The following is a 24,104-nucleotide window of genomic DNA, read 5'->3' as shown; positions in this document are numbered from 1 at the left end:
CGGCAGTCGGGGAATGTCGCGCGAAACTGGCTGATGAATCAATGGGCTGGACCGGGGCTCACGCCCATGCGTGACGCGCGGTGGAACATTGCGTTTTCAAGTCGTGCATTCTGTTTCTTATGTGCTAAATAGTTTTCCGGATCGGAAAAGAGAAGCCCTGTGGACTCGATTTGCGACAAGACGGCCGGCGAGCTGGTCAAGCTGCTGAAATCAAAGGCGATATCGCCTGTGGCGCTGCTCGAATCCTGCTTGGAGCGGATCGCGGCGGTCAACCCGGCGGTCAACGCCGTGGTGACCCTTGATGAGACCGGCGCCCGGGCGGCCGCCCAGCGCGCCGAGGCCGAGCTCGCCAAGGGCGAGGACAAGGGTCCGCTGCACGGCCTGCCGGTGCTGATCAAGGACACCCAGGACACCGCCGGGATGCGCTCGACCTATGGCAGCCCGATCCTGGCCGACAACGTGCCGGCGGCCGACCAGGCCTCCGTGGCGCGGCTGCGCGCGGCGGGCGCTATCATCTTCGGCAAGACCAACACACCGGAATGGGCTGCGGGCGGCAACACCCGCAATCCCGTGTTCGGCGCCACCGGCAATCCGTTCGATACGTTGCGCTCGGCGGCCGGCTCCTCCGGCGGCTCGGCCGCGGCGCTCGCCTGCGGCATGGCGCCGCTCGCCTCGGGCTCGGACACCGGCGGGTCTTTGCGCAATCCGGCCGGCTTCTGCGGCATCGTCGGCATGAGGCCGTCCTATGGACTCGTCGCCAGCGACAAGCGTGCGCATGGCTGGTCGTGCCTGTCGACCGACGGGCCGATGGCGCGCAACGTTGCCGATACCGCGCTGATGCTATCGGTGATGGCGAGCGACGACGCGCGTGATCCGCTGGCCTACACGCTGCCGGGCGAGGCGGTGCGCGGGCAGCCCGCGCGCTGGGCGGTGCCGCCGCAGGTCGATTTGCGCAAGCTCAAGCTCGCCTTCACCGAGGATTTCGGCTTTGCGCCGACCGAGCAACTGATCCGCCGCGCCTTCCGCGCGCGCGTGACACGCATCGCGCCGCTGTTTGCCGACGCCAACGAAGCGACCCCGGATTGCGGCGGCGCCGACGAGACCTTTGCGGTGCTGCGCGCGTCGCTGTTCCTGACCCAGCACGGCAAGAATTATCGCGAGCGCCCCGAAATGATCGGGCCGAATGTCCGCGCCAATGTCGAGGAGGGGCTGTCCTACAGCCTCGAGGATTTTTCGCGCGCCGCCGCCAACCAGACCCGCATCTATCGCGCCTATCAGAGCTTCTTCGCAAAGCACGATTTGCTGATCAGCCCGACCATCACGCTCAGTCCGCGGCCCTGGTCGGAGCTGTATCCGGCGGAGATCGACGGCGTGCCGACCAAGTCCTACTTCCATTGGCTGGCGCTGGCCTATGCGGTGACGCTCGCCGGCCATCCGGCACTCAGCCTGCCGCTCGGCGTTGACGAGAACGGGCTGCCGTTCGGCTTGCAGATCGTCGGCCCTCGCGGCGGCGATGCGCTCGTGCTCGGCGTGGCCGCGGCGCTGGAGCAGGCGTTTGCCGGTGATGCCGAGCTGCGCCGACCGCAGCCCGATCTCGCGAAGCTCGCCGCGTTGCCGCCGCTGGCGCAGACGCCGGGCTTCATGGCCTGGGACTAGGGCGGGCCTAAAATGATCAACATCTTCCGGAGCTAATCATGTCCGACGCAAACTCATGGCCGTTCTCGCTGGTGCGCCGCGCCGGCGGACTGGTGTTCCTGTCGGGCGAAGTCCCGGTCGCCGATGACGGCAGCATTCCCGAGGGCATCACCGCGCAGACGGACCTGGTGTTCAAGCACATCTCGGAGACGCTGGCGGGCGAGGGGCTGACGCTCGACGATATCGTGTCCTGCATGGTGCATCTCGCCGACAAGGCGGACTTTGCCGAATACAACGAAGCCTATCGCAAGCATTTCAAGGATCCGCTGCCGGTGCGCACCACGGTGCAGGCGCAGATGATCGCGGATGTTCGGCTAGAGGTCACCGTCGTCGCGGCGGCGCGGACCTGATTGGGAGTGATGACGATGCGGAGCGCAATCATTCTCGGAGGCGGCATGGTCGGCGTCGGCACGGCGCTGCACCTGCAGAGCAGGGGCTGGTCGGTGGCGCTGGTGGACCGCCGCGAGCCCGGCCGCGAGACGAGCTATGGCAATGCCGGCATCATCCAGAGCGAGGCCGTCCGGCCGTATGCGATGCCCTATGACATCGCGGGCGTGCTGGACATCGCGCTGGCGCGCACCAACGACGTGCACTACACGCTCGCCGGCCTGCCGTATCACGTGCGGCCGCTGCTGCAATATTGGTGGAACTCGTTTCCGGCGCGCCATGACGTGCTGACGCGCACCTATGCGCAGCTGATCGGACGGGCAACGCTCGAGCATGAGCCGCTGATCGCGGCCGCCGGCGCCGGCAATCTCGTGCGCCGCGACGGCTTCCGCGTGCTGCACCGGACGCAGGCGCAGTTCGACAAGGAGGCCAAGGAGGCCAAGGCGGTCGGCAAGGCCTATGGCGTCAAGTTCAAGCTGCTCACGTCTGCCGAGCTTGGCAAGGCCGAGCCCGGCCTCACCGACACCGGCATCGGCGGCCTGCATTGGCAGGAGCCGTGGACGGTGTCCGATCCGGGCAGCTTGGTCGCGTCCTACGCGGACTTGTTCGTCAAGCGCGGCGGCAAGCTGCTGGTCGGCGACGCGACCACGCTTGCGCAACAGGGCAGCGGCTGGGCGGTGACGACGCAGGAGGGCCGCATCGAGGCGGAGGCCGTCGTGGTCGCGCTTGGGCCGTGGTCGCCGGAGTTCCTGAAGCGCTTCGGCTACGATATCCCGATGGTGCGCAAGCGCGGCTATCACCGGCACTACTCAGGCGGCGCGCCGCTCGACCTGCCGCTGCGCGATGCCGCGTTCGGCTACCTGATGAACCCGATGGCGAGGGGCGTGCGCATCACCACCGGTGCCGAGCTGTCGTCACCGGATGCGAAGCCGACGCCGGTCCAACTCGGCAAGGCCGAAGCGGCGGCGCGCCAGTTGATTGACCTCGGCAAGCCGGTCGAGCCAGAGCCGTGGGTCGGCACCCGGCCGTGCATGCCGGACATGCTGCCGGTCGTCGGCCCGGCCGCGCGGCATAAGGGGCTGTGGCTCCATTTTGGGCATGGTCATCAGGGCTTCACCTTGGGACCGGCGACCGGCCGCATCCTCGCCGAGCAGATGAGCGGCGAGGCGGCGAGCGTCGACGTCGCGGCGTGCGCGCCGGCGCGCTTCGGCGCGTAAGCCGCGAGAGCGGCTGCAGCCCGCAATTTTAGGCTGCAGCCGGCGGCTCAACGCAGCGTCTTGTTTACCAACGACGTCCGTTCTGCGGTGCAGAAATCCGCATTTCATACATTCGCAAGCCCGCGCTCCTACGGTCATCTCGGTTGGAGCAGAACGCGGGGGCGAGGCGCTAGTCGCACGTTCTGTGGTCCACCGGTGATCCGAACATCCTGTGGGGGAGCAGATGAATTTCGCGGGCCTGGCCTACCGCTTCGTGTCGAATTTCGTATTTCTCGGCGCGGTGTATATGAGCCTCAACTACATCGAGAACTACCAGAACCGCGCGGTTCTGGCGCTCATCATCCTGGTCTATTCCGGGATGCGCTCTTACACCGTGGTGCGCTCGTTCCATTTCTTCGGCCGCATCGAGAAGCTCGAGGCCGACGTTCGCCGATTGTCCGGCATGCTGGGCGACGGCCCGGTCGGCCAGGTCGTCAACAAGCAGACCATGAACGAGGTCGGCTCGCTGCGGCGTGATGGCGAGAAGATGTCCTACATGGACCTGTTCTTCCTGGCCGCCGCCGTCATCCTCTGCTTCAGCAAGCTGGTGACGAAGTAGTCGGAGGTTGCAGCCCCGCGCGCGACGCCTTGCGTCGCGACGGCTGCTTTATTCATGCGTGCTCAGCGCTTGCGCAGACTGGCCAGCCGAACCGGACGCGCCGCCGGCTTGGCGGAGGGAGCTTCGAGGCGGGCGAGATGGTGCCGTCCAGCCGTCAACGGCGCGACGGGCGGCCACGCGAACAAATCGGCCGACGGCGCCGCCAAGGCCGGGACGCTGGCGATGCGCGGCGTCACCACCGGACGCGGCCACGCCGGCTTCGGCAAGCTGGCCGATGCCGCAGCCGCAGGCCGCAGATCCAGATTGCCGAAATCGTCCAGCTTGGCGCGGACATGCGTGTCGGCCCCCGCGAGATCGACCGGGGTGATCGCCGGCCAATGCGCGACCGGCGTGTCGTCCGACGGACGATGCACCAGCCAGTCCTGCGGATCCGTCGGCGTCGCCGGCCGGTCCGGAGTCGCCGCCACCACGTGCACGATCTTGTAGTTCTTCGCCTTGAGATCGGCCAGGATCTTCGGCAACGCGGCCACGGTGCGCGCCTGGATGTCGTGCAGCAGCAGGATGCCCTTGCCGCGCGCCTCCAGCCGCTTCATCGCGAGCTCATGGACCTTGGCGCCGGAGATGCTGCGCCAATCGTCGGCGAGGAAATCCGCGCTCCACACCTGCAGGCCGAGCGAGGCCGCGTAGCTCTCGACGGCGTCGCCGCGCAGCAGGCCGGGCACGCGGAAGAACGGCGACAGCGCCGACGGATCGGTCAACGCGGCCTTGGTCCAGGCGATGCCCTGATCGACCTCGGGCTGCACCTGCTCGGGTGTCATCCGGTTCATGCTCAGCGGATGGTTCTGGCTGTGCGTGCCGATGGTGTGACCGGCGGCGGCGAGCTTGCGCACGCCTTCGGGATCGGCCTTCGCCTGGCGCCCGATGGTGAAGAACGTCGCCTTGACGCACTGGTCGGCGAGGATCTTCAGCACCTGGTTGCTGTATTTCGGCACGGGGCCGTCGTCGAAAGTGATGACCACCTCATGATCCCTGAGAGGCAGCGTCTCCTTGTACTGCATCGCGCCGAGGCGCGGATGCTCGCGCGGATCGACGACCAGGGTGCGCGAGGTGCCGAGCGCGTTGGGATTGCCGGGGCAGTCGGCTGCCGACGCGGCCGATCCCGCACTCAAGGCGATTCCGGTAACGCTGCCGAGCAGCACTGCGCGCCATGTTGGCCGTCCAACGCAAGCAGACTTACGATCACGCATCACGCTGCTCGATTCCCTTCACCGGGCCGGGTCCTTCGGCCCGGCTCCTGGATGGTCCATGATAGGTTGCAGCCCTGCTGGCAAGCTCCCACCGAGACATAGCAGGGATGTTGAGCCGTCGCGACATCACATCGTCCTGAGTTCCGGTTTGCCGGTAGCTGTTGCCGGATTGCAATCGGCTGGAATCGCCGACGCTGCGACAGTCAAGCGTAAACGGTGGCGCTGAACGGCGGATTAACCACCACCGTGCGGCTCGGCAGGCGAGGGACTGCCGCTGTGCTGCTCGCCGCTGTGCTGGTCGGTGTGCGGTTCCGCCGCTGTCTCCGACTTCGCCGGCACGATGTGGACCACGCGATAGCCGTGATCCTTCAGGTAGCGCAGGAACGCAGGCAGCATCGCCACGGTGCGCGGCTGCGGATCGTGCAGCAGGATGATGCCCTTGCGCGCCAGGTTCAAACGTTTGACCAGCAGCTTCAACGTCTGCTCCGGCGACATCGCCGTCCAATCGCTCGCCCAGAAGTCGGCGCCGAAGACAGCGATGCCGCGCGACTGCAGCAGGTCCAGCGTCGCCGGCGTCGATTCGAAGTAGGGGAAGCGGAAGAACGGCGTCGAGGGCGTCGTCGTCTCGACACCGTTGAGCGCCTTCTCATCGGCGGCAATGCCGCGATCGATCTCGTCGACGGCCTGTTCCGGCGAGATGTGCGCCAGATGCGCGTGCGTATAGGTGTGATGGCCGACCGTGTGGCCTTCGGCTGCGATCTTCCGCACCAGCTCGGCGCGGCCCGATGCAGGCTGGCCGACCAGGAAGAAGGTCGCGCGCACGCATTCCCTCGCGAGCGCCGCGAGCACCTTGTTGGTCATCGGCGGCGACGGGCCGTCGTCGAAGGTCAGCACCACCTCGCCGTCTTCTAGCGGCAGGGTATCGGGGAAGCTCTTCAGGCCGACGCGGGGATAGTTCTTGGGGTTCACGCTGAGCACGCGCGAGGTGCCGAGCGTGCCCTCGCGTGGACAGGGCGTGGGCTCGGCGCTGGCGCCGTGCATCACCAGCAGCGCGGCCACCACGCCGGCTGCGTTTACCCATCCCGTCATCCACCGCGCCTGAGACATCTTTTCCCGTTGCGCTCGCTGTTGCCGATTATGTAATGCGTGAAAGCACAAATCAGACCATTTGTCTGAATAAGAACTCGTGAGGCACGTCATGAACGACACATTGGACGTTGCCCCTGCCGATGCAACTCTACCCGATCGCGCGGCGATGCGCACCGAATCCGGCGAGATTCGCGCCGAGTTCATCGCGGCGATCACCGCCGCCATTGCGGCCGAGGACGAGGCGTTCCTGCGCGCGGAGGTCGCCGAGCTGCACGAGGCCGATCTCGGCGATCTGATCGCCGCTCTCGCGCCCGAGGACCGCGTCAGGCTGGTCGAGCTGACCGGAACCGATTTCGACTTTTCGGCATTGAACGAGGTCGATGACGCCGTCCGCGAGGAGATCCTCGAGGAGCTGGAGCCCGCCACCGTCGCCGAAGGCGTGCGCGAGCTCGAATCCGACGACGCGGTCGAGCTGCTGGAGAGCCTCGACGAGGAGGACAAGGAGGAGATCCTCGAGCGCCTGCCGCCATCGGAGCGCGACGTTCTCGAGCGCAGCCTCGACTATCCCGAAGGCTCGGCCGGCCGGCGCATGCAGACCGAGTTCATCGCGGTTCCGCCAGCATGGACCGTCGGCGAGGCGATCGACTACATGCGCGAGACGCCGGACCTGCCGGAGCGCTTCTACGAGATCTATGCGGTCGATGAGGCGCGGCACTGGCAGGGCGCGGTCTCGCTCGACGCGCTGCTGCGCGCCCGCCGCCCGGTGCCGCTGGCCGAGCTGATCGATGCGGAGCGCCGCCGCATCACCGTCACCGACGATCTCGCCGAGGTGGCGCGGCTGTTCGGCAAGTACAATCTGGTCGCAGCTCCCGTGGTCGATGCCGACAACCGCGTCGTCGGCGTGATCACGATCGACGACGTCGTCGACGTGATCGAGGAGGAGGCCGACGAGGACTTCAAGGCGCTCGGCGGCGTGTCCGGCGACGAGGAGCTGTCCGACAGCGTCTGGACCATCGCCAAGGGCCGCTTCAACTGGCTGCTGATCAATCTCGCCACCGCATTCCTCGCATCCTCGGTTCTCGGCCTGTTCGAGGGCCAGCTGCAGCAGATGGTGGCGCTCGCGGTGCTCGCGCCGATCGTGGCGAGCCAGGGCGGCAATGCCGCCACCCAGACCATGACGGTTGCGGTGCGGGCGCTGGCGACGCGGGAGCTCGGGCCGAACAATGCGCTGCGCGTGGTGATGCGCGAGGCCACGGTCGGGCTCGTCAACGGCCTCGCCTTCGCGCTCGTCACCGGCATTGCCGCGGTGGCCTGGTTCAAGACGCCAGGCCTCGGCATCGTGATTGGGCTGGCGATGGTCTCCAACCTCGTCGCCGGCGCGCTCGGCGGCATCCTGATCCCGATGGTGCTCGAGCGCGTCCGCGCCGATCCGGCCGTCGCCTCCGGAACCTTCGTCACGACCGTGACCGACGTCGTCGGTTTCTTCTCGTTTCTGGGCATCGCGACGCTCTGGTTCGGCTTGAAATAAGCCCGCCGCCTGAACGACTTATATCGTTAATCCGGCCTTAACGCAGCTCGGCGACACTCCGCATCGAGATGGAGTCGGACCATGCAACAACGCTTGCGGCTGAAGGCGGACGGACGGATCGTGGAGCTGCGCGACGGCGGGGAGTTTCCGCTCGCGCCTGCGACGGCCACGCCGGCAAGCCCCTTGGAGGTGCGCGATCTCCGGCGGCGGGTGCAACTGACGCAGCAGGAGTTCGCCGCCAAGCTCGGCGTGCCCGTCGAGACCATTCGCAACTGGGAGCAGGGCAAGCGCATGCCGCGCGGCCCGGCGCGCGCGCTGCTGACCGTGATCGCCCATGCGCCCGATACCGTGTTTGCGGCCTTAGCTAAGACTTAAGCTAAAAACCGGTCGCGCGTTGGCAACCACCTCTGTGTGCCTACATAATCCTGCACGCGTCTGGAGTGCACGGCCATGCTGACGATCGAGGCCAATGGTGCAAGGATCCCCGCTCTGGGTCTCGGGACCTGGGAATTGCGTGGGCGAACCTGCGCCCGCATCGTCGAGCAGGCGCTGACGCTGGGCTACCGGCACATCGACACCGCCCAGGTTTACGAGAACGAGACCGAGGTCGGCGAAGGCTTGCGCGCCTCGCGCGTCCGCCGCAACGAGGTGTTCCTGACCACCAAGGTGTGGACGACGCATTTCGCCCCGAATGACCTGGAGCGCTCGACCAAGGAGAGCCTGGTCCGGCTGCGGGTCTCCGAGGTCGACCTGTTGCTGCTGCACTGGCCGAATACGCATGTGCCGCTGGCCGAGACGCTTGGCGCGCTGGCGCATGCCAAGACGCTCGGCCTGGCGCGCCATATCGGCGTGTCGAATTTCACGGTCGCGCTGCTCGACGAGGCGATGGCGCTGTCGACGGAGCCGCTGGTGTGCGACCAGGTCGAGTATCATCCCTATCTCGACCAGACCAAGGTCCGCGAGGCCTGCGCGCGGCACGGCATGGCAGTGGTCGCCTACAGCCCGATCGCCAAGGGCAAGATCAAGAACGATCCCACCCTGACGCGGATCGGCCGCGACCATGGCAAGAGCCCGGCGCAGATCTGCCTGCGCTGGCTGGTGCAGCAGAATGTCGTGGCGATCCCGCGGACCTCGAAGATCGAACGGCTGTCCGAGAACCTCGAATTGTTCGATTTCGAGCTCTCCGAGCAGGAGATGGCGGACATCTTCGCGATGGGCAGCCCGGAAGGGCGGATGACCAACTTCGCCTTCGCGCCCAAATGGGATTGAGGGCGCAGCCTTCGGGTTTATGCTACAGCCCGACATGACGGGGAGGGCGGCCGGCGGGCCGCGCGGCCGGTGGCGCCGCATACCCTGTCGATGATCGGAGCGAATGCGCACGCATCCGCTCATGCGCGGGCGACGTGAAGCAACATGGAACGTTGGCAGTTCATCCGTTGGGGCATCGCCGCGTCCGTGCTCGCGCATGTCCTGCTGGTCGGCGGGGTCGTGGTCTCGACCTCGGTCAGGCCTTACGACCTGCCTCGGAGCGACGAGGTCGCGGTCGACATCGTCGATGCCGACGAGCAGAAGAAGGCGCCGGAGCCCGTCGCCACGCCGTCGCCATCACCGACGCCCGAGCTGACCCTGCCACAGCCGGCTCCCAGCGCCTCGCCGGCGGCCGCCGCGCCACCTCCGGCGCCGCAGCCCGCGCAGACGCCGCAGCAGGAGGCCAAGGAGCCGCAAAAGCCGCCGCAGCCCTCAGCGTCGCCGTCGCCGAAAGCCCCGGCGAAGATGGCGGCCAAGTCGGAAGCAAAGCCGGAGGCCAAATCAGATCCGAAGCCGGCTGCCAAGGCGGCGCCGCCTGCATCCGCACCGCGCTACGTGCAACCCGAGCCGGATCTCACGGTGAAATACGGCGTGATGCTCGGTCTGCCGCCGCCCCTGTCGCCCATGTCGCCGCTGCCCGCGGCGAACGCTCCCGAGGACGGTCAGGACACCGGAGCGTTGGCAACGACGAATCTCGCGGCCAATCTGGAGGCGGCGCTCCGTCAGCGGGTCAGGAGCTGCGCGCATCTCGCGGCATCGATGTCGCCCAATGATCGTGTCCTGGTGAGGTTGCGCTTCGCGATGACCCCCGACGGCAGGCTGGCCACGGAGCCGGAGGTGAGGGAGGTCATTGCGCCGCTGAAGGCTGCGCAGCTCAAGGAGAGCGCAGTCCAGGCGCTGAACGCCTGCCAGCCTTACACGATGCTGCCGCCCGATCGATACGACGAGTGGAAGGTGATCGAGATGTCGTTCACGCCGCAGGATTTCAGCCGCTGATCGCGCGCCCGATCAGACCCCTCCGCGCTCGGATGACGAGCTCGCAGGACGTCGCTCGACGCAACCGTCGATCATCCTGTATGCGTGCCGGACGGCGAGGCTTGAACACGGAGACGGTGCGACATGACCCTGAAGCTGGTGATCGGCAACAAGAACTATTCCTCGTGGTCGATGCGGCCGTGGCTGGCGCTGCGCGGCGCCGACATCGCCTTCGAGGAGATCGTGATCCCGCTCTACACCGATGACCCCGCCGACAAGGCCCGCATCGTCGCGCATTCGCCGGCCGGCAAGGTGCCGATCCTGATCGACGGCGCGGTCACCGTGTGGGATTCACTGGCGATCATCGAATATCTCGCCGAGCGCTTTCCCGAGGCCGGACTGTGGCCGGCCGATGCGGCCGCGCGCGCGCATGCGCGATCCGTCTCTGCCGAGATGCATTCCGGCTTCCAGGCGTTGCGCAGCGAGTGTCCGATGAACCTGCACCGCCCGGTGCGAGCGGTGGAGCTCTCCGCCGACGCCAAGGCCAACATTGCGCGCATCGAGGACATCTGGCGCGACTGCCGGGGCCGTTACGGCGCCGGAGGCCCGTTCCTGTTCGGCCGCTTCAGCGGAGCCGATGCCATGTACGCCCCAGTGGTGACCCGGTTCCAGACCTTCGCGGTTCCGGTCGCGGCGGACACCAGGGCCTATATGGAGACCATGATGGCGATGCCGGCCTTCGCGGCCTGGGTGAAGGACGGGCTGGCGGAGAACTGGATCATCGACCGGGTCGAGAAGGTCTGACCCGCTGTTAGTCCAGGAGTACCGTTTAACGCGCCATCCCGTTGAAGAAACTCGCAATATCAGCGTTTGCCATGTTGCGACGCCGCTGGCCAGGGCCGGCGGCGTCGTGCTATAGAGCGCTATCTATAAAGACACGCCGGCCCGGGCAGCGGGACCTAAGGGCTCTTGCCGGCATGCGAGCAGGAGAGGGCGTTGAAACACAAGTTCCCCATCGGATCGACAGTCTATTTTACCGCGAGCAATGTCTCGCGACCGGCGGCCAGCGGTACCTACGAGATCATCCGGCAGCTTCCGACGGAAGGGGATGATTGCCAGTACCGGATCAAAAGCTCGACGGAAGCCTTTGAGCGGGTTGCAAGAGAGAGCCAATTGGCCTTGTCTTGAGGCTCGATCCGAGGACGTCAGGCCGCGCGCGTCGGCGGACGCGGGCGACAATCTAGGGAGGAGAGACCCGGCAGATGTCACGGGGCTGAAAGCCGCGGCCCGAAGCTCTTACGAAGACTGCGCAATCCCTCTGGGGATAGCGGGTAGCTCCACACCATCCGGCGCCCACCGGCGCATGGAATCGCCTTATTATCGGGGGTGGGGCCGCGACGGATTTGGGTGATCGTTTGAATTTGGTGATCGTTTCACGGCCGTCCCATGTCGGGGCGCCATCGGGGCCGTTTTGGTTGGCCCGCGTCAGGAATCAGCGCGCATGAATTCGACGGTGAACTCGTCCTGGCCCGCGTCATTCGACCAGCTCCTGAACTCGCCGTCGTTCCCGATGTGGCTCACGGTGGCCGCGGCAGGCTTCTTCGCGCTGATCGTCCTGGTCACGCTGCTGCGCGCCGAGAAGTCGGTCGCCAACGGCGCGCTGACGGTGATCACGCTGCTGGCCGTCGGCATCGCCGTCGCCTCGATGATGCGCAGCCAGGATCCGTCGCAGCGGGCCGGCAATGGCGATCCCGCGACCACGGCCTCGGTCGGCCTGTCGTCGCCCGCCTTGGCCTGCGTCGATGATCTCGCCGGCGATCTCGTGCTGTCGAACTGCGAGAAGAGCCTGTTCGGCTCGGCGGACATGACGGCTGCCGCCGTGAGCTATGCCGCGGGCATGCTGAGCCGGCTGTCGCAGGTCGGCGACCTCGCCAACGCCAACAAGGTGATGACGGCCGAATTGCTGGCGCTGCGGCGGGCGGTGGAGCGCGATCGCTACGGGCTGATGGCCTATGTGCTGCTGACGCGGGATCGCTGCACGCCAAACGACTGCGTCATGTTCCGCACCGTCGGCGACCGCCAGCAGTTGGTCAACAACATGGAGGGGCGGACCTATGAGGGACTTGTGACGCGCTACGCCTCGCAATGGAACGCGCAGCCGGCGGCGCCGGGACAGCCGGTGGTGGGGACGTTCGCCGGCCTCGCCCCGTCGACCCCGACCGGCAAGCCGACCAATGCGGAGTTTCCGAGCTCGGCCAACACCCCGCCGGTCAGCATCATGAATCCGGAGCCGACGGCCTCGACGCGCTCGGCTGCGCCCGCGGCGGCGCCGAAGCCGCAGCCGCCGACCCAGCTCGCACCGCCTCCGGCCGCGCCGCCGAGCGTCGCCGCCAGCCATGCCCAGGCGCCTCCGGCCGCCAAGAAGGCCGCGCCGAAGCCGAAGCCCGCAGCGGCCGCGCCGCAGGCCGCGCCTGACGCCGCCGAGCCGGCCGCCAAGGAAGAATAGAGCCTGTCGATCGAACCGCCATCATGCCCCTGCATCTGATCAAGCTGGCCGTCGGCTGCGAGTCGGTCAAAGAGCTCAAGGACTGGATCGCCGAGCGCATGCTCGCGGCCAAGAAGAAGGGCCTGCCGCAGCAGCACGTCCACGTCACGCGTATGACGCCGAAGCGGGTCGAGGACATCCTCGACGGCGGCTCGCTGTACTGGGTGATTCGCGGCGAGGTCGCCGCGCGCGAGAAGATCACAGGGATCGAGCCGTTTCGCGACGGCGACGGCATCGGCCGCTGCCGCATCATCATGCAGCCGAAGGTGATCGCGGTGTCGCCCCGGCCGATGCGGCCGTTCCAGGGCTGGCGCTATCTGACACCAGAGGACGCCCCCGCCGATCTCGGCAAAGCCAGCGCCGCCGGCGTCGAAGCCATGCCCGAGCCGCTGCGGCGCGAGCTGCGGGATTTGGGGCTGTTGTAGGGGCCGGGGTTCCGAGCCATCGCGTGGGCGCCGCGCCACGCGCTAGTCCGCTTCGACCCAGGGCAGAGCATCATCCGCGGCGCCAGTTGCTGTGCCCTCTCCCCTTGCGGGAGAGGGCATGTAGGACAGTGCCACAAGTTCGCTTGGGTGAGGGGTATCTCTCCACGAACGCGACGCGTGGATAGATACCCCTCACCCGAGCGAGCCCGCCGAGATGCCGTACATGCCCTCTCCCGCAAGGGGAGAGGGCGCAGTCATTGGCACCGCGCGGAGGGTGTCAGCCGAGTGGTGCTGGTTCGGACGCCGTGACGCTTTCTCTCACGAGTCTCACACCGCGATGTTGTCGATCAGTCGCGTGGTTCCGAGCTTGGCTGCCACCAGAACCCGCTTTGGTCCCGTCTCCTTCGCGCCGATCGGCGCCAAGGTGTCGGCGTGGCGGACCTCGAGATAGTCCAGGGCGAAGCCGGCTTCGGTGATTGTCGCAGCGCCGTCACGAACCGCCTGCTCCATGTCGTCGCCGGCGCGAAGCCGTGTCGCGGTCTGCTTCAGCACCCGGTGCAGCGTCGGGGCAACATTGCGCTCGTCTGCACTGAGATAGACATTGCGCGAGGACATCGCGAGCCCGTCGCGTTCGCGCACCGTACGTGATCCGACCACGCGGACGCCGAGATCGAGGTCGCGCGCCATCTGCGACACGACGCGGAGCTGCTGATAGTCCTTCTCGCCGAACACAGCGACGTCGGGCCGGCACTGCGTGAACAGCTTCGCCACCACGGTCGCAACGCCGCCGAAGAAGTGCGGACGGAAGCGGTCCTCCAAGCCCGCGATGGCCGCGCCTTCGGGAACGATCCGCGTCGCGAAGCCGTCCGGATACATGGCCTTCGCGTCGGGGTGCCAGATCAGATCGACGCGCTCGGCCGCGAGCTTTGCAACATCCTCCTTCCAGGTACGCGGGTACGAGCCAAAATCCTCTGTCGGAGCGAACTGAGTCGGGTTGACGAAGATCGACACGACGACCTTGTCGGCGCGCCGCTGCGCCAGGCGGACGAGCGACATGTGGCCGTGGTGCAAGGCGCCCATCGTCGGCACCAGCGCGATGCTGGCTTTTCGCGTGCGCAAGCTGTCGAGCTCGCGGCGGAGGACGGAGAGGGTGCGGGCGACGCGCGGCGGTCGTGACATTTTTGCTCGATCTCACAGCGAAAAAACGCAGTTTTCCTGTTCGGCCTTGACGCTTCTGCGACCGCCTTTAACAAGGAGGCGGCAAGCCGCTCAGCTTACTTGAATACGTCTGTTAGCACGTCTGCGCATCACATGCGGAGTTGGTAAACGCTGACGTCAAGTAGTAGCGGAGGATGCGACCCCCCGTGGATTCACGATGATGCTGCATTTCACTTGACCACAGACGAGCGTGACTCGAAGATGATCGTAAGGGGTCGAAAACATGCTGGTGCAGACTAGCCAAGGACAATCGGGCTCGGCCCACGTGGTTGTGCTTGGAAACGAGAAGGGCGGGTCGGGCAAGTCGACCACCGCCCTGCACATTGCCGTGGCACTTCTGAAGGCGGGCCAGCGCGTCGCCACCATCGATCTGGATTGCCGCCAGCAGAGCTTCACCCACTACATCAACAACCGCAGCGCCTGGGCGCGCCGGACCGGCCTGCGCCTGGAGCTGCCGACCCATTACTGCATCAAGCTCGGCCAGACGCTGCAGATCGACGAGAACGAGAACACCGAATTCCAGCAGTTCATGGAGGCGGTGACCGCGGTCGAACATGCGTTCGATTTCATCGTCATCGATACGCCGGGCAATGACAGCTATCTGATGCGCCTGGCGCATTCGATGGCCGACACGCTGGTCACCCCGATCAACGACAGCTTCCTCGATTTCGACGTGCTGGGAACCGTGGATCCCGCGACCTATGCCGTCACCGGCGAGAGCCACTATGCCGAGATGGTGCGCGACGTCAGGCGCAAGCGCCGCCAGGTCGACGGCGCGATGACCGACTGGATCGTGGTGCGCAACCGCCTGTCCATGCTGGGCTCGCGCAACAAGCAACTGGTCGCCGAGGGCCTGAAGGACCTGTCGCTGCGGCTCGGCTTCCGCGCCATCGACGGCTTTGCCGAGCGCGTCGTCTATCGCGAGTTCTTCCCGCGCGGCCTGACCGCGCTCGATGACATCGACGAGGCGACGCTCGGCACGCGGCCCAATCTCGGCCATGTCACGGCGCGGGAGGAGGTCACCAGCCTGCTGCGCCAGCTCAAGCTGCCGCTCGACGAGCGCGGCCGCCGCCGCGCCGCCAACCGGGCCGAATGGTTCGCCCAGGTCGACAAGCCGCTGGACCTGCACGACATCATCAGCGCCTGAGCCTCATCGCGCTCCCGGACTAAGTCCCTGCTACATGCTGATGACGATGGCGACGCGACCCCTGCCGGGGCGGGTCGGCCTGAGACATTGTGCGCCTTGAACGCGTCCCCACGCCTTCGCTACCAATTGGATCCATGGCAAGCTCGGGCAGGGCTCTCGGCCATGGCCGGCGGTTTTTTGCTCGAATTGTCTCAGGTCAACGCCGGAGCGCCATTTTTCGCTAGATTACCGTCAAATTCGCGACTGATTTGAACCTGACGTTCAGGGTTCACGTCACAAAGGGAGCGGAGGCGGGCGCTCATGTTGCACAGCAACTAGGTGCGCCGCACAACGAACGGGCGATGGATACACAACATTTAGCCTTCCTGTCACAGCATCGTAACATATACTGAACAGAACGGGTCACGAGAGTCTTACAGGTTTTTGACTACCTGCGATTGTAGCTCCCGAGGGACGAACATGAAGCGTGGAATAACCGTCCTGTTGTCCGTCAGCGTGTTGGCGGCCGTCGGCTACTTCACCGCCAGCAAATGGGCGATCCGCCACGAGACCATCCGGTTCTATGATGCCTCGCGCGGCAACCGCCTCGTCGAGGTCGCCGTCGCCATCCGTCGCGACAAGGAGATGCAGGCCGAGGCCGGCATGATCAAGCTGCCGGTCGCGATCCTCAACCACGGCAATACCGTCAAGTTCACCGAGTATTCGTTCGTCGCCAACGTGTTCGCCGCGCGCGGCTACATGGCAGTCAGCATCCAGCACGACCTGCCGACCGACCCCCCGATGGTGACCAAGGTCGGCGAGCCCTATGTCGGCCGCCTGCCGCAGATCCAGCGCGGCGTCGCCAACATCCGCTTCGCCGTCGAGCAGATGCGCCAGATCCAGCCGAATGCCGATTACGACCACCTGACGATGGTCGGCCATTCCATGGGCGGCGACATCTCGATGTATTTCGCCAAGCAGTACCCGGACGATGTCCGCAAGGTCGTCACGCTCGACAATCTGCGCGTTCCGTTCGTGACCGACGGCAAGTTCAAGATCCTGTCCTTCCGCTCCAAGGATCCGCAGTTCAAGACCGACCCTGGCGTGATCCCGGATAACGAGATCTGCGAGCAGACCGGCATCACGGTGGTGAACACGGACTTCCAGCACAACGACATGCGCGACACCGGCCCCGACGAGGCGAAGTCGTCGATCCAGGCCATGCTGGACAAGTTCCTGGCCGATAGCGACAGCTCCAGCGACATCGGCCCGGTCAAGACCAAGGCGCCGCTGCTCGACCCCGGTCCTGTCGCGCCCTATGCGCCGGTTGGCAAGACGGCAAGCCCGGCGAAGGCGCTGACCCACTGATACCCGGACGGATCTCCCGATCCCGCATCTGCTGACGCCTCACGCGCGCGTTGGTGGTACTGACGCTCATTGCAGCCCCGGCTTGGCCCGCCCACATCATGCTCATCCCGAGCAGGTGTGTGCATGGTCGACAGCCCCTCCCGATCCCGTTCCGGTCCCGTCTCCGCATCTGGCGCCAGCACGAGCGGCCAGCGGTTGCCAGAGGCAGAGCGTTCGACGGCCGACGCCATTGCGGCCTTCGTCACGCAGGCGAAGGCCATGGCGCCGACCGTGCAGGGGACGCGGGGGCGGCTGGTGTTTGCCCTCGACGCGACCTTGAGCCGCCAGCCGACCTGGGACATGGCCTGCGCGCTCCAGGCCGACATGTTTCGGGAGGCCGCCGCGCTGGGCAGCCTGGATATCAGGCTGGTCTACTATCGCGGCTTCAACGAATGCCGCGCCACCGGCTGGATCTCCGACAGCGCCGAGCTGGCGCACCTGATGGGCAAGATCGATTGCCGGGGCGGCAAGACCCAGATCAGCAAGGTCCTCGCCGAGGCACGCCGCCATGCGATCTCCGCCGGCATCCGCGCGGTCGTCTTCGTCGGTGACGCCATGGAGGAGGGCGTCGACGAGCTCTGCGCAAAGGCCGGCGAGCTTGGGCTGTTGAAGGTCCCGCTGTTCCTGTTCCAGGAAGGCAACGATCCGGCAGCCGAGCGAGCGTTTCGCGAGATGGCGCGGCTGTCCGGCGGGGCGTGGTGCCGCTTCGATCCGGGCGCCGCGGCGCAGCTCCGCGAGCTCCTGCGCGCGGCGGCGGCCTATGCCGCCGGCGGCCGGGAGGCGCTGTTGCGGCTCGCAGCGTCCGAAGGCGGCGCGGCGCGTCTGCTCGGCCAGATGAAATGAGGCTTGCGCGGGTCCTGATCTCGGGGCTCGCAGACACAGCGCCGTGGCGATCATGCATTTCGTCCCGACAGGCTCTATATTCTGCCCATGACCCTCATCGCTGGCGCCGTTGCCGTCATCACCCTGTATCTTCTGCTGCAGATGTTCCGGGCCGCGAACCCGGCGGTGCTGGCGCGCGCCATCAAGATGGCCGGCGGTGTCGGCTGTCTCGCCATCGCCGCCTTCACCGGCCTTCGCGGCGAGCTGGTGGTCGCCATTCCGATCGGCCTTTTCGGGGCGGGGCTGCTCGGCTGGTCGCCGGGCGGCCTCGGGAATGTCGGCGGCATGTTCGGGAGCGGCATGTTCGGGATCGGCGGAGCGCGCTCGTCAGGTCAGAACTCGCGGGTGCGCTCGCCATTCATCGAGATGCTGCTCGACCACGACAGCGGCCAGGTGCAGGGCCGCTTCGTCGCCGGGCCGCATGCCGGGCGTTCGCTCGATCAGTTCGATCTGCCGCAGCTTGCGGCGATGATGCCAAGCCTCGACGCCGACAGTGTCGCGCTACTTGAAACTTATCTGGACCGCCGGTTTCCCGCCTGGCGTCAGCACGCGCAAGGCGATGCGGCAGGGGGGCAGCGCCGCGCGGCGTCGAGCTCCAAAATGACGGAAGAGGAGGCCTATCAGATCCTTGGCCTGAAGCCGGGCGCGGGGCGTGACGAGATCGGGCGTGCCCACCGTGCGCTCATGAAGAAACTGCATCCCGACCAAGGGGGGTCGACGTATCTCGCCGCCCGGGTAAACGAGGCCAAGGACACTCTGCTTCGTACGCATCACGGCTAACTCCGGCAACGCCACCAACGCCACAGATCGAAACGGCTTCCATCACAGTCACGTCGACATCAGCGGCTCTCGGCTCTGTCAGGCGCGATCGTTCGACATGGTGAAGAAGTACTAGCGGCAATTCCTTGACGAGTGGTTTGCGCGGGCGCGCTCGCCGCCGGGTCGCGCGCGCACAACGAAAAAGGCCCGCGCGTGTGTCGCGCGGGCCTCATGGCAGTGATTGTCGCTGCGTTAGTTGTGCACGGTCATGCAGGAGATATCGGCGCGCTTCAGCTTCTTGCACACCGCTTCGGCCTGATCGCGGTCCAGACCGGCGAAGCGGGCGCGGATCAGCGTCTTGTCGCCCTTCGAGACCGTCTCGGTGAACGGATCGGCCTTACTCAGCAGGCCCTGCGCGGAACTGCGCGCAGCCTCGATGCGCTTCTGCGCCTCGGCCTCGCTGTCGAGCGCGCCGACCTGGATGATCCAGCCGCTGCGCGTCACGGCGGCGCGCACAGATGTTTCCGCGGCGGGGCTGGCGGAAGCCACCTGGACGGGTGGCGGTGCCGGCTGAGCCGCGGGCGCCGCATAGGCCATCGCCTGAGAGGAGGCGGGCGGCAGGCTGGACGCCGGGAGCACGCCGAGGATGCCATTGCCGGTGCCATGGCCCGGCGGCTGGGGCGGCATCTCGGGGCGGGCGACTTCTGCGCGGGCGATCGGCGGCGCCGGCTCGATCGCCTCGATGCGCTGCGCGATCGGGGCGGGCGGCGGCGCAACCGGCTGCGGAGCGGCCGTGGCGAGCTTGACGGCGCCGGCCTTGACCTGAACCGTCCTGACCTTGACCGGCTTCATCGGCTCGGTCGAGCCGGGGACCAGCGAGATCGGTTGATTCTGGATGACGCCCGATGTCATCGGCGCGGGCTCGACCTTGGCCTCCTTCGGTGCCGCCGGCGGCAGCGCCGCGGTCGCTTCAGAGAGGGTCGCCATCAGCTTCGCGGCGCGGCTCGGGGCCGGCGTTTCCGGCGCGGCCGAGGCGAGTTGCACCGTGCTCTGGTCGTCGCCGGCGTCGGAATTGCCGCGCTCGCTGATCGCCGCCACAGTGCGCTTGGTCGCGCCCTTCTCGAGGTTCTCGGCCAGCAAATTGCGCATGATCGCGTCGCGCGAGCCGCCGCTGCGGCCGCCCATCACGACGCCGACCAGATGGCGGTTGCCTCGGCGGAGCGAGGTGACGATGTTGAAGCCGGAGGCGCGGGTGTAGCCGGTCTTGATGCCGTCGATGCCCTCCACGCTGCCGAGCAGGTGATTGTGGTTGCGGATCGACTGGCCGCGATAATTGAAGACCTCGGTCGAGAAGTAGCGATAGTAGCGCGGGAAGCGATCCTGGATGGCGCGGCCGAGGATCGACTGGTCGCGCGCCGTCGTGATCTGCTCGTCGGCCGGCAGGCCGGAGGCGTTGACATAGGTGGTGCGGCTCATGCCGAGCGAGCGCGCCTTGCGCGTCATCATCTTGGCGAAATCGTCCTCGTCGCCGCCGATCGCCTCGGCAATCACGACCGCAGCGTCGTTGGCGGAGCGCGTCACCAGGCCCTTGATCGCGTCCTCGACGCGAATGGACTGGCCGGGACGCAGGCCGAGCTTGGTCGGCGACTGCTCGGAGGCATGCTCGGACACCGGCAGCTCGGTGTCGAGCTTCATCTTGCCGGACTCGAGGCGCTCGAACAGCAGATAGAGTGTCATGATCTTGGTGAGCGAGGCGGGGTGCCGCAGCGCGTCCGGGTTGGTCGCGGTCAGGGTCGTTCCCGAATTGCCGTCGACGACGATCGAGGCGAAGGCCGGGCTGTAGCTGCCCTCGTCATTGTGCGGAGAGTGACGCGCGTGGTGGTGCCGATGACGCCGGCGCGCTTCTGCGCTGTCGACCGTGACGACTGCCGCCACCGTGAGGGTGAGCAGCCCATAGACGCCAACCCGCAGCAGGCGCGAGGAAGCCAAGTTTTTCCGAAGCATGAAATCCCCGTCCAATTTCTGACGTGATCACCGGGAGTTGAGGCGAAATTGTGCCAAAACCGCCCCGTGATCTTTGCCTGTCGGACCTCCAGTTTGCGCCTCGACGCGGTGATGCATCGAAAGGCCCCAACTGAGGTTTTGTTAAGACGCTGTTTTAGAACAGCTTTACGGTTCGGCCGACATTGGCCGGGACCACAGGAGAGGTTAGGACGGCCGAGTTGCCAAAGGATTAAAGAAACCTTGCGCCGATACCTGTGATTTCGGTCGAACTGGTCCGACTTGAAGCGGTCTGAGGCATTATCAGACTTTGGCGCGCCCTAATGCCCCCGATGGTGCATTGCACAAGATTATTGCTTCTTATTGTGCGGTGCACTATGTTGGGACCGCGTCAGGGAGCCGGGGCTTCCCTGAGGGTGATAAGTCAGGGAAAGGAATGCCATATGTTTAAGGTTGAAGACTTCCAGAACTACGGCAAGGAGCAGTTCGAGACCGTTGTGAATTCCGCGACGACCGTGCAGAACGGCCTCCATGCGATCGCCACCGCCTATGGCGACTACACCAAGAAATCCTTCGAGGACACCAAGTCGTTCGTCGAGAAGCTCTCCGGCGTGAAGTCGCTGGACAAGGTGCTCGAGGTCCAGACTGAGTACGCCAAATCCGCCTACGAGACCTTCGTCGCCGATTCGCAAAAGATCGCCGGCCTGTATTCCGATCTCGCCAAGCAGGCGTTCAAGCCGCTCGAAGGCCTTGCCGCCAAGTTCACCCCGCCGGCCGCGCATTGATCGCGGTCACCGCGAGGTGACAGTCGAAAGCCCGGCTCGCGCCGGGCTTTTTTGTTGGCCGAGACGATCGGTGGTGCGAGTGCCGTACTCTATTTGGCGACGCGCAGCTTCGACAGCGCGGTTCCGATCGAGTTGAAGGTGGTCACGATCTGGCTGGAGCTGGTCAGCATGTAGAACTTGTCGGGGCTGCTGGCGCAGTTTTGCAGCACGGTCGAGGTCGGATCGGCCGGCGACGAGGTGTTCACCTGGATGGTGTAGATCGTGTACATCGGATTGCCCTTGGCATCCTTGGTGTTCTTCAGGTTCGAGCACAGCAGCGCCTGGCGCGCGTCGATCGGGTTGCCTGAGGCCTGGCTCGAGCCATTGCCGTATTCCGGCCAGCGATCTTCCGTGTTGAGGCCGTCCGACAGCAGGATGATGACGCGATTATAGGTCGTGCTCGCGGCTTCCGCCGGCGCGCCCAGCACGCCGTTTGGGATCAGCGACTGCACGGCCCAGGCGAGGCCGATGGCCTGGTTGGTGCCGCCGGTCGGCTGCATCGCGTTGACCGCGCTCTTCAGCGAGTTCCAATTGTAGCTGAGCGGAACGATCGGCGCGAGCTTGGTGGAGGCGCTGCTGCTGCAATATTGGGTGTTGTTCTCCATGTGCTGGTTGGCCGGGAATAGCGTGGTCACGTCCGACGTCGAGGGCGAGACGGCATTCGCGTCGTTGGGCTGGGTGCGGTCGGCGACGCAGCCCGTCCAGGTGCTCTTGGCGTTGGCGACCCATGTCTTGGTGTAGGTGTTCACCTTGCATATGTAACCGCTGGTGCCTGACGTGCCCGTGCAGGTGCAGCTTTCATTGGCGCCGTTACTGCACTTGCAACTCGAGCCGGTGCAATAGGTGACCACGGTCGAGGTCTTGGTCGTCGTCCAGCACCCGTTGTAATAGCTGTGCGACGCTGAATCGTAGCCCGGGCAGATCTGGCCCGCATTGGCGTCGCCCGTCTTCGGGATGGTCGAGACGCTGGCGCTGCCCGTGGTTGGGCCGCTGACGCAGCCGAAATAGGAGAAGCCGTTGCTCGACTTGAACGGGCAGGAGGATCCCGGCCCGACCATGTCCCACTGCGCCTGGGTGAAGTTGCTGTTGGGGATTGCGGCCTGATAGGAGCCGTTATTGGGCTGAACGGTGGGTGGATTTTGCCAGTCGGTCCAATCGAGCCAGTTCTGCGAGTAGTTGCTCTCACCGACGTTGACGACCTTGGCGAAGGGAACGACCGAGATGTAGACGTCGCCCGGGGCCTTGGCCAGCGCGCTGAGCTGGTCGATCAGCCCGCCGCTGCCGGCGACCGCGTTCTGCAGGGCGGTCATCTTGTTGCTGGAGGCCATCGATCCGGTGTTGTCGAGCGCCAGTGCGACGCGCATCTTCACGTCGCCCCAGGTCGTCGTCGCCTTGGTGCTGAAGTCCATGGTCGGGAAGCCGGCGAGCTTCATGAACTGGGTGACGATCTGGCCGGAGGCGGTCAGCTGGATGTTGGACGCCGTGGTGGTGGTCGCGGCGGTATAGCTCACGTTCACCGAGATGCCCTTAGCGTCCGCGCTGGTGTACAGCGCCTTGAAATAGGCCGATGCCTTCGTTGCAATGTCGGCCGAGCTGATCGTTCCCTGGGCCAGGTCGCGCGACAGCATCAGCGCGGTCGAATCCAGCGCCGCCTGCATCGACGATCTCGCGGCGTTGACCCGGCTGTAGTCGATGCCCGCGCCGACGAAGGCCAGGATCGGCAGCAGCGCGATCGCGAACGTTACGGCAATATTGCCGCTGCTGTCGCGGACGAAGCGTCGCACGGTCTTGCGGCAGAAGCGGACGAGGGTCTCAGCAGTCATGTCGCTCACCAATGATGATTTTTCGCGGGCCATTTCGGCGCCGCTTCGTCAAGGGTGGGTAAATCGAAAGCTCGAAAAACCGAGCCAATACCGCAGTATGGCTGTCGAACCGGTGGCGGCGCCGGTTCCCTGTCAATGCCCGGTGAATGGGCTTTGTAAAATGCGACCGGTTTGTTTAACCTCCGGCCTCATCGCCGGGGCAGGGAATCGGTCCTGCCGGAGCGTCCGTCCATTGCTCGGATGCGCTTGCGGCAAACCGGCCGCTGACCCATATTCCTGGTGTCGGTCCGACCGGACCGGTCGGCTGGGACAGGCGATCTGGAACGCAGGACCGGGTGGCGGAAGCGGCCCGGGAGGGGACAGTGCGAGAAACCCTTTTTTGGGAGCCTCGCAGCATTATCTAACGCGTGCAAGATGTCGCAGCCAAATTCCAGATTTAACCGATCCGCGCCCAGGATGAGCAATAACGACAACAAGTCCGGTGGCACCGGTGGCCCGGTCACGTCCGTGATCACCAAGGTCAAGCCGAAGACCAAGCGCCCGAATCTCTATCGCGTCCTGATCCTCAACGACGATTACACGCCGATGGAGTTCGTGGTTCACGTCCTGGAGAAGTTCTTCAACAAGGACGTCGAGGCGGCGACCAAGATCATGCTCCACGTGCATCATCACGGCATCGGGGAGTGCGGCGTTTTCACGTACGAGATCGCCGAGACCAAGGTGACCCAGGTGATGGACTTCGCCCGCAAGCACCAGCACCCGCTGCAGTGTGTGATGGAGAAGAAATAACGCGGCGCTCTCGCGCGCCACGAAACGGGCAGGGCGCACGCTCGCCGGGGTCTGCATGACGGAACATGCCCGAAAAGGGGCGCCGATGCGCCCGGGGAATTACGGCCGCCGCCTCACCTTCGCCGGCGGTTCGACGGACAGGTGCCGTTCGGTTGTCGCAGCCGGATTTGCCTCAATCGGAACGGGTTTTGCATTGACGATCCGGTGAACCCGTAATCGAGACGCTCGGCCGGTCTTTTGTCGCACTCGGTTATAACTATA

The 24,104-nt window shown here is 66.0% G+C and carries 23 protein-coding genes; 18 read left to right on the top strand and 5 right to left on the bottom strand.

All coding sequences use genetic code 11. The features are described from left to right. Positions 1 to 159 precede the first annotated feature (159 nt). From ACVILH_RS28080 to ACVILH_RS28065, 4 genes are all read left to right on the top strand, one after another. Positions 160 to 1,656 carry an amidase gene (locus tag ACVILH_RS28080; protein ID WP_456715778.1) on the top strand — a complete coding sequence of 499 codons (1,497 nt, stop codon included), beginning with the start codon at positions 160 to 162 and terminating at the stop codon, positions 1,654 to 1,656. Positions 1,657 to 1,694: 38 nt separating this feature from the next. Next, entirely contained in the window at positions 1,695 to 2,045 is a 351-nt protein-coding gene (locus ACVILH_RS28075) for a RidA family protein (protein ID WP_456715777.1), read from the top strand. Between the two features lie 15 nt (positions 2,046 to 2,060). Continuing rightward, positions 2,061 to 3,299, top strand: coding sequence for an NAD(P)/FAD-dependent oxidoreductase (locus ACVILH_RS28070; RefSeq protein WP_456715776.1), 1,239 nt, complete (start codon positions 2,061 to 2,063; stop codon positions 3,297 to 3,299). A gap of 223 nt (positions 3,300 to 3,522) precedes the next feature. Beyond that, positions 3,523 to 3,897 carry a hypothetical protein gene (locus tag ACVILH_RS28065; protein WP_456715775.1) on the top strand — a complete coding sequence of 125 codons (375 nt, stop codon included), beginning with the start codon at positions 3,523 to 3,525 and terminating at the stop codon, positions 3,895 to 3,897. 62 nt (positions 3,898 to 3,959) lie between these two features. Here ACVILH_RS28065 and ACVILH_RS28060 read toward each other — a convergent pair whose 3' ends face one another. Next, a complete protein-coding gene (locus ACVILH_RS28060; protein ID WP_456715774.1) occupies positions 3,960 to 5,144 on the bottom strand; it encodes a polysaccharide deacetylase family protein in 1,185 nt (394 codons plus the stop codon). 234 nt (positions 5,145 to 5,378) lie between these two features. Further along, entirely contained in the window at positions 5,379 to 6,233 is an 855-nt protein-coding gene (locus ACVILH_RS28055) for a polysaccharide deacetylase family protein (protein ID WP_456715773.1), read from the bottom strand. Positions 6,234 to 6,342: 109 nt separating this feature from the next. Between ACVILH_RS28055 and mgtE the strand changes: the two genes are divergently transcribed. The 8 genes from mgtE to ACVILH_RS28015 all read left to right on the top strand — a co-directional run bounded on the left by mgtE (position 6,343) and on the right by ACVILH_RS28015 (position 13,014). Continuing rightward, on the top strand, positions 6,343 to 7,761 hold the full coding sequence (gene mgtE, locus ACVILH_RS28050) for a magnesium transporter (RefSeq protein ID WP_456715772.1): 1,419 nt from the start codon (positions 6,343 to 6,345) through the stop codon (positions 7,759 to 7,761). Between the two features lie 81 nt (positions 7,762 to 7,842). Beyond that, complete coding sequence (locus tag ACVILH_RS28045) at positions 7,843 to 8,136, top strand: helix-turn-helix domain-containing protein (RefSeq protein WP_456715771.1); 294 nt, start codon at positions 7,843 to 7,845, stop codon at positions 8,134 to 8,136. Between the two features lie 75 nt (positions 8,137 to 8,211). Beyond that, positions 8,212 to 9,030, top strand: a complete 819-nt coding sequence (locus ACVILH_RS28040) for an aldo/keto reductase (RefSeq protein ID WP_456715770.1) — start codon at positions 8,212 to 8,214, stop codon at positions 9,028 to 9,030. Positions 9,031 to 9,174: 144 nt separating this feature from the next. Next, positions 9,175 to 10,065, top strand: a complete 891-nt coding sequence (locus ACVILH_RS28035) for a hypothetical protein (protein WP_456715769.1) — start codon at positions 9,175 to 9,177, stop codon at positions 10,063 to 10,065. 123 nt (positions 10,066 to 10,188) lie between these two features. Further along, positions 10,189 to 10,848, top strand: a complete 660-nt coding sequence (locus ACVILH_RS28030; RefSeq protein ID WP_456715768.1) for a glutathione S-transferase family protein — start codon at positions 10,189 to 10,191, stop codon at positions 10,846 to 10,848. Between the two features lie 192 nt (positions 10,849 to 11,040). Further along, positions 11,041 to 11,232 (top strand): hypothetical protein, encoded by a 192-nt coding sequence (locus ACVILH_RS28025; RefSeq protein ID WP_006609003.1) that lies wholly within the window; start codon positions 11,041 to 11,043, stop codon positions 11,230 to 11,232. Between the two features lie 382 nt (positions 11,233 to 11,614). Next, positions 11,615 to 12,550 carry a hypothetical protein gene (locus ACVILH_RS28020; RefSeq protein ID WP_456717093.1) on the top strand — a complete coding sequence of 312 codons (936 nt, stop codon included), beginning with the start codon at positions 11,615 to 11,617 and terminating at the stop codon, positions 12,548 to 12,550. A 23-nt stretch (positions 12,551 to 12,573) separates the two neighbouring features. After that, complete coding sequence (locus ACVILH_RS28015; RefSeq protein WP_456715767.1) at positions 12,574 to 13,014, top strand: DUF1489 family protein; 441 nt, start codon at positions 12,574 to 12,576, stop codon at positions 13,012 to 13,014. Between the two features lie 327 nt (positions 13,015 to 13,341). On the opposite strand, the gene panC is transcribed toward ACVILH_RS28015, so the two are convergent. Continuing rightward, a complete protein-coding gene (gene panC / locus ACVILH_RS28010; RefSeq protein ID WP_456715766.1) occupies positions 13,342 to 14,193 on the bottom strand; it encodes a pantoate--beta-alanine ligase in 852 nt (283 codons plus the stop codon). A gap of 262 nt (positions 14,194 to 14,455) precedes the next feature. Here panC and ACVILH_RS28005 point away from each other — a divergent pair, with 262 nt between their 5' ends. The 4 genes from ACVILH_RS28005 to ACVILH_RS27990 all read left to right on the top strand — a co-directional run bounded on the left by ACVILH_RS28005 (position 14,456) and on the right by ACVILH_RS27990 (position 18,427). Further along, positions 14,456 to 15,379: a division plane positioning ATPase MipZ gene (locus ACVILH_RS28005; RefSeq protein ID WP_456715765.1), complete on the top strand. Its 924-nt coding sequence runs from the start codon at positions 14,456 to 14,458 to the stop codon at positions 15,377 to 15,379. 459 nt (positions 15,380 to 15,838) lie between these two features. Continuing rightward, entirely contained in the window at positions 15,839 to 16,726 is an 888-nt protein-coding gene (locus ACVILH_RS28000) for an alpha/beta fold hydrolase (protein WP_456715764.1), read from the top strand. Positions 16,727 to 16,849: 123 nt separating this feature from the next. Continuing rightward, positions 16,850 to 17,608: a VWA domain-containing protein gene (locus ACVILH_RS27995; protein ID WP_456715763.1), complete on the top strand. Its 759-nt coding sequence runs from the start codon at positions 16,850 to 16,852 to the stop codon at positions 17,606 to 17,608. Between the two features lie 87 nt (positions 17,609 to 17,695). Beyond that, entirely contained in the window at positions 17,696 to 18,427 is a 732-nt protein-coding gene (locus ACVILH_RS27990; protein ID WP_456715762.1) for a DnaJ domain-containing protein, read from the top strand. A 231-nt stretch (positions 18,428 to 18,658) separates the two neighbouring features. On the opposite strand, the gene ACVILH_RS27985 is transcribed toward ACVILH_RS27990, so the two are convergent. Then, the gene (locus ACVILH_RS27985) at positions 18,659 to 20,410 is read right to left on the bottom strand and encodes a serine hydrolase (protein ID WP_456715761.1); all 1,752 of its coding nucleotides are present in this window, start codon (positions 20,408 to 20,410) and stop codon (positions 18,659 to 18,661) included. A 440-nt stretch (positions 20,411 to 20,850) separates the two neighbouring features. On the opposite strand from ACVILH_RS27985, the gene ACVILH_RS27980 reads away from it, so the two are divergent. Then, positions 20,851 to 21,192, top strand: a complete 342-nt coding sequence (locus ACVILH_RS27980; RefSeq protein ID WP_456715760.1) for a phasin family protein — start codon at positions 20,851 to 20,853, stop codon at positions 21,190 to 21,192. Positions 21,193 to 21,281: 89 nt separating this feature from the next. Here the strand turns inward: ACVILH_RS27980 and ACVILH_RS27975 are convergent, their stop codons facing one another. Next, complete coding sequence (locus ACVILH_RS27975) at positions 21,282 to 23,054, bottom strand: pilus assembly protein TadG-related protein (RefSeq protein WP_456715759.1); 1,773 nt, start codon at positions 23,052 to 23,054, stop codon at positions 21,282 to 21,284. A 456-nt stretch (positions 23,055 to 23,510) separates the two neighbouring features. Between ACVILH_RS27975 and clpS the strand changes: the two genes are divergently transcribed. Beyond that, complete coding sequence (gene clpS / locus ACVILH_RS27970; protein WP_008960690.1) at positions 23,511 to 23,843, top strand: ATP-dependent Clp protease adapter ClpS; 333 nt, start codon at positions 23,511 to 23,513, stop codon at positions 23,841 to 23,843. Positions 23,844 to 24,104 lie beyond the last annotated feature (261 nt).

This window comes from Bradyrhizobium sp. USDA 4353 (genome assembly GCF_054063215.1).
Note: the sequence above shows the minus strand (reverse complement) of the source record. Positions and strands in the feature narration are given on the sequence as shown.

Excerpts from the sequence above, each read along its gene's own strand:
- ACVILH_RS28075 (WP_456715777.1), top strand. The coding sequence starts at position 1,695 with ATGTCCGACGCAAACTCATGGCCGTTCTCGCTGGTGCGCCGCGCCGGC.
- ACVILH_RS28070 (WP_456715776.1), top strand. The coding sequence starts at position 2,061 with ATGCGGAGCGCAATCATTCTCGGAGGCGGCATGGTCGGCGTCGGCACG.
- ACVILH_RS28065 (WP_456715775.1), top strand. The coding sequence starts at position 3,523 with ATGAATTTCGCGGGCCTGGCCTACCGCTTCGTGTCGAATTTCGTATTT.
- ACVILH_RS28060 (WP_456715774.1), bottom strand. The coding sequence starts at position 5,144 with ATGCGTGATCGTAAGTCTGCTTGCGTTGGACGGCCAACATGGCGCGCA.
- ACVILH_RS28055 (WP_456715773.1), bottom strand. The coding sequence starts at position 6,233 with ATGACGGGATGGGTAAACGCAGCCGGCGTGGTGGCCGCGCTGCTGGTG.
- mgtE (WP_456715772.1), top strand. The coding sequence starts at position 6,343 with ATGAACGACACATTGGACGTTGCCCCTGCCGATGCAACTCTACCCGAT.
- ACVILH_RS28045 (WP_456715771.1), top strand. The coding sequence starts at position 7,843 with ATGCAACAACGCTTGCGGCTGAAGGCGGACGGACGGATCGTGGAGCTG.
- ACVILH_RS28040 (WP_456715770.1), top strand. The coding sequence starts at position 8,212 with ATGCTGACGATCGAGGCCAATGGTGCAAGGATCCCCGCTCTGGGTCTC.
- ACVILH_RS28035 (WP_456715769.1), top strand. The coding sequence starts at position 9,175 with ATGGAACGTTGGCAGTTCATCCGTTGGGGCATCGCCGCGTCCGTGCTC.
- ACVILH_RS28030 (WP_456715768.1), top strand. The coding sequence starts at position 10,189 with ATGACCCTGAAGCTGGTGATCGGCAACAAGAACTATTCCTCGTGGTCG.
- ACVILH_RS28020 (WP_456717093.1), top strand. The coding sequence starts at position 11,615 with ATGTGGCTCACGGTGGCCGCGGCAGGCTTCTTCGCGCTGATCGTCCTG.
- ACVILH_RS28015 (WP_456715767.1), top strand. The coding sequence starts at position 12,574 with ATGCCCCTGCATCTGATCAAGCTGGCCGTCGGCTGCGAGTCGGTCAAA.
- panC (WP_456715766.1), bottom strand. The coding sequence starts at position 14,193 with ATGTCACGACCGCCGCGCGTCGCCCGCACCCTCTCCGTCCTCCGCCGC.
- ACVILH_RS28005 (WP_456715765.1), top strand. The coding sequence starts at position 14,456 with ATGCTGGTGCAGACTAGCCAAGGACAATCGGGCTCGGCCCACGTGGTT.
- ACVILH_RS28000 (WP_456715764.1), top strand. The coding sequence starts at position 15,839 with ATGAAGCGTGGAATAACCGTCCTGTTGTCCGTCAGCGTGTTGGCGGCC.
- ACVILH_RS27995 (WP_456715763.1), top strand. The coding sequence starts at position 16,850 with ATGGTCGACAGCCCCTCCCGATCCCGTTCCGGTCCCGTCTCCGCATCT.
- ACVILH_RS27990 (WP_456715762.1), top strand. The coding sequence starts at position 17,696 with ATGACCCTCATCGCTGGCGCCGTTGCCGTCATCACCCTGTATCTTCTG.
- ACVILH_RS27985 (WP_456715761.1), bottom strand. The coding sequence starts at position 20,410 with ATGCTTCGGAAAAACTTGGCTTCCTCGCGCCTGCTGCGGGTTGGCGTC.
- ACVILH_RS27980 (WP_456715760.1), top strand. The coding sequence starts at position 20,851 with ATGTTTAAGGTTGAAGACTTCCAGAACTACGGCAAGGAGCAGTTCGAG.
- ACVILH_RS27975 (WP_456715759.1), bottom strand. The coding sequence starts at position 23,054 with ATGACTGCTGAGACCCTCGTCCGCTTCTGCCGCAAGACCGTGCGACGC.
- clpS (WP_008960690.1), top strand. The coding sequence starts at position 23,511 with ATGAGCAATAACGACAACAAGTCCGGTGGCACCGGTGGCCCGGTCACG.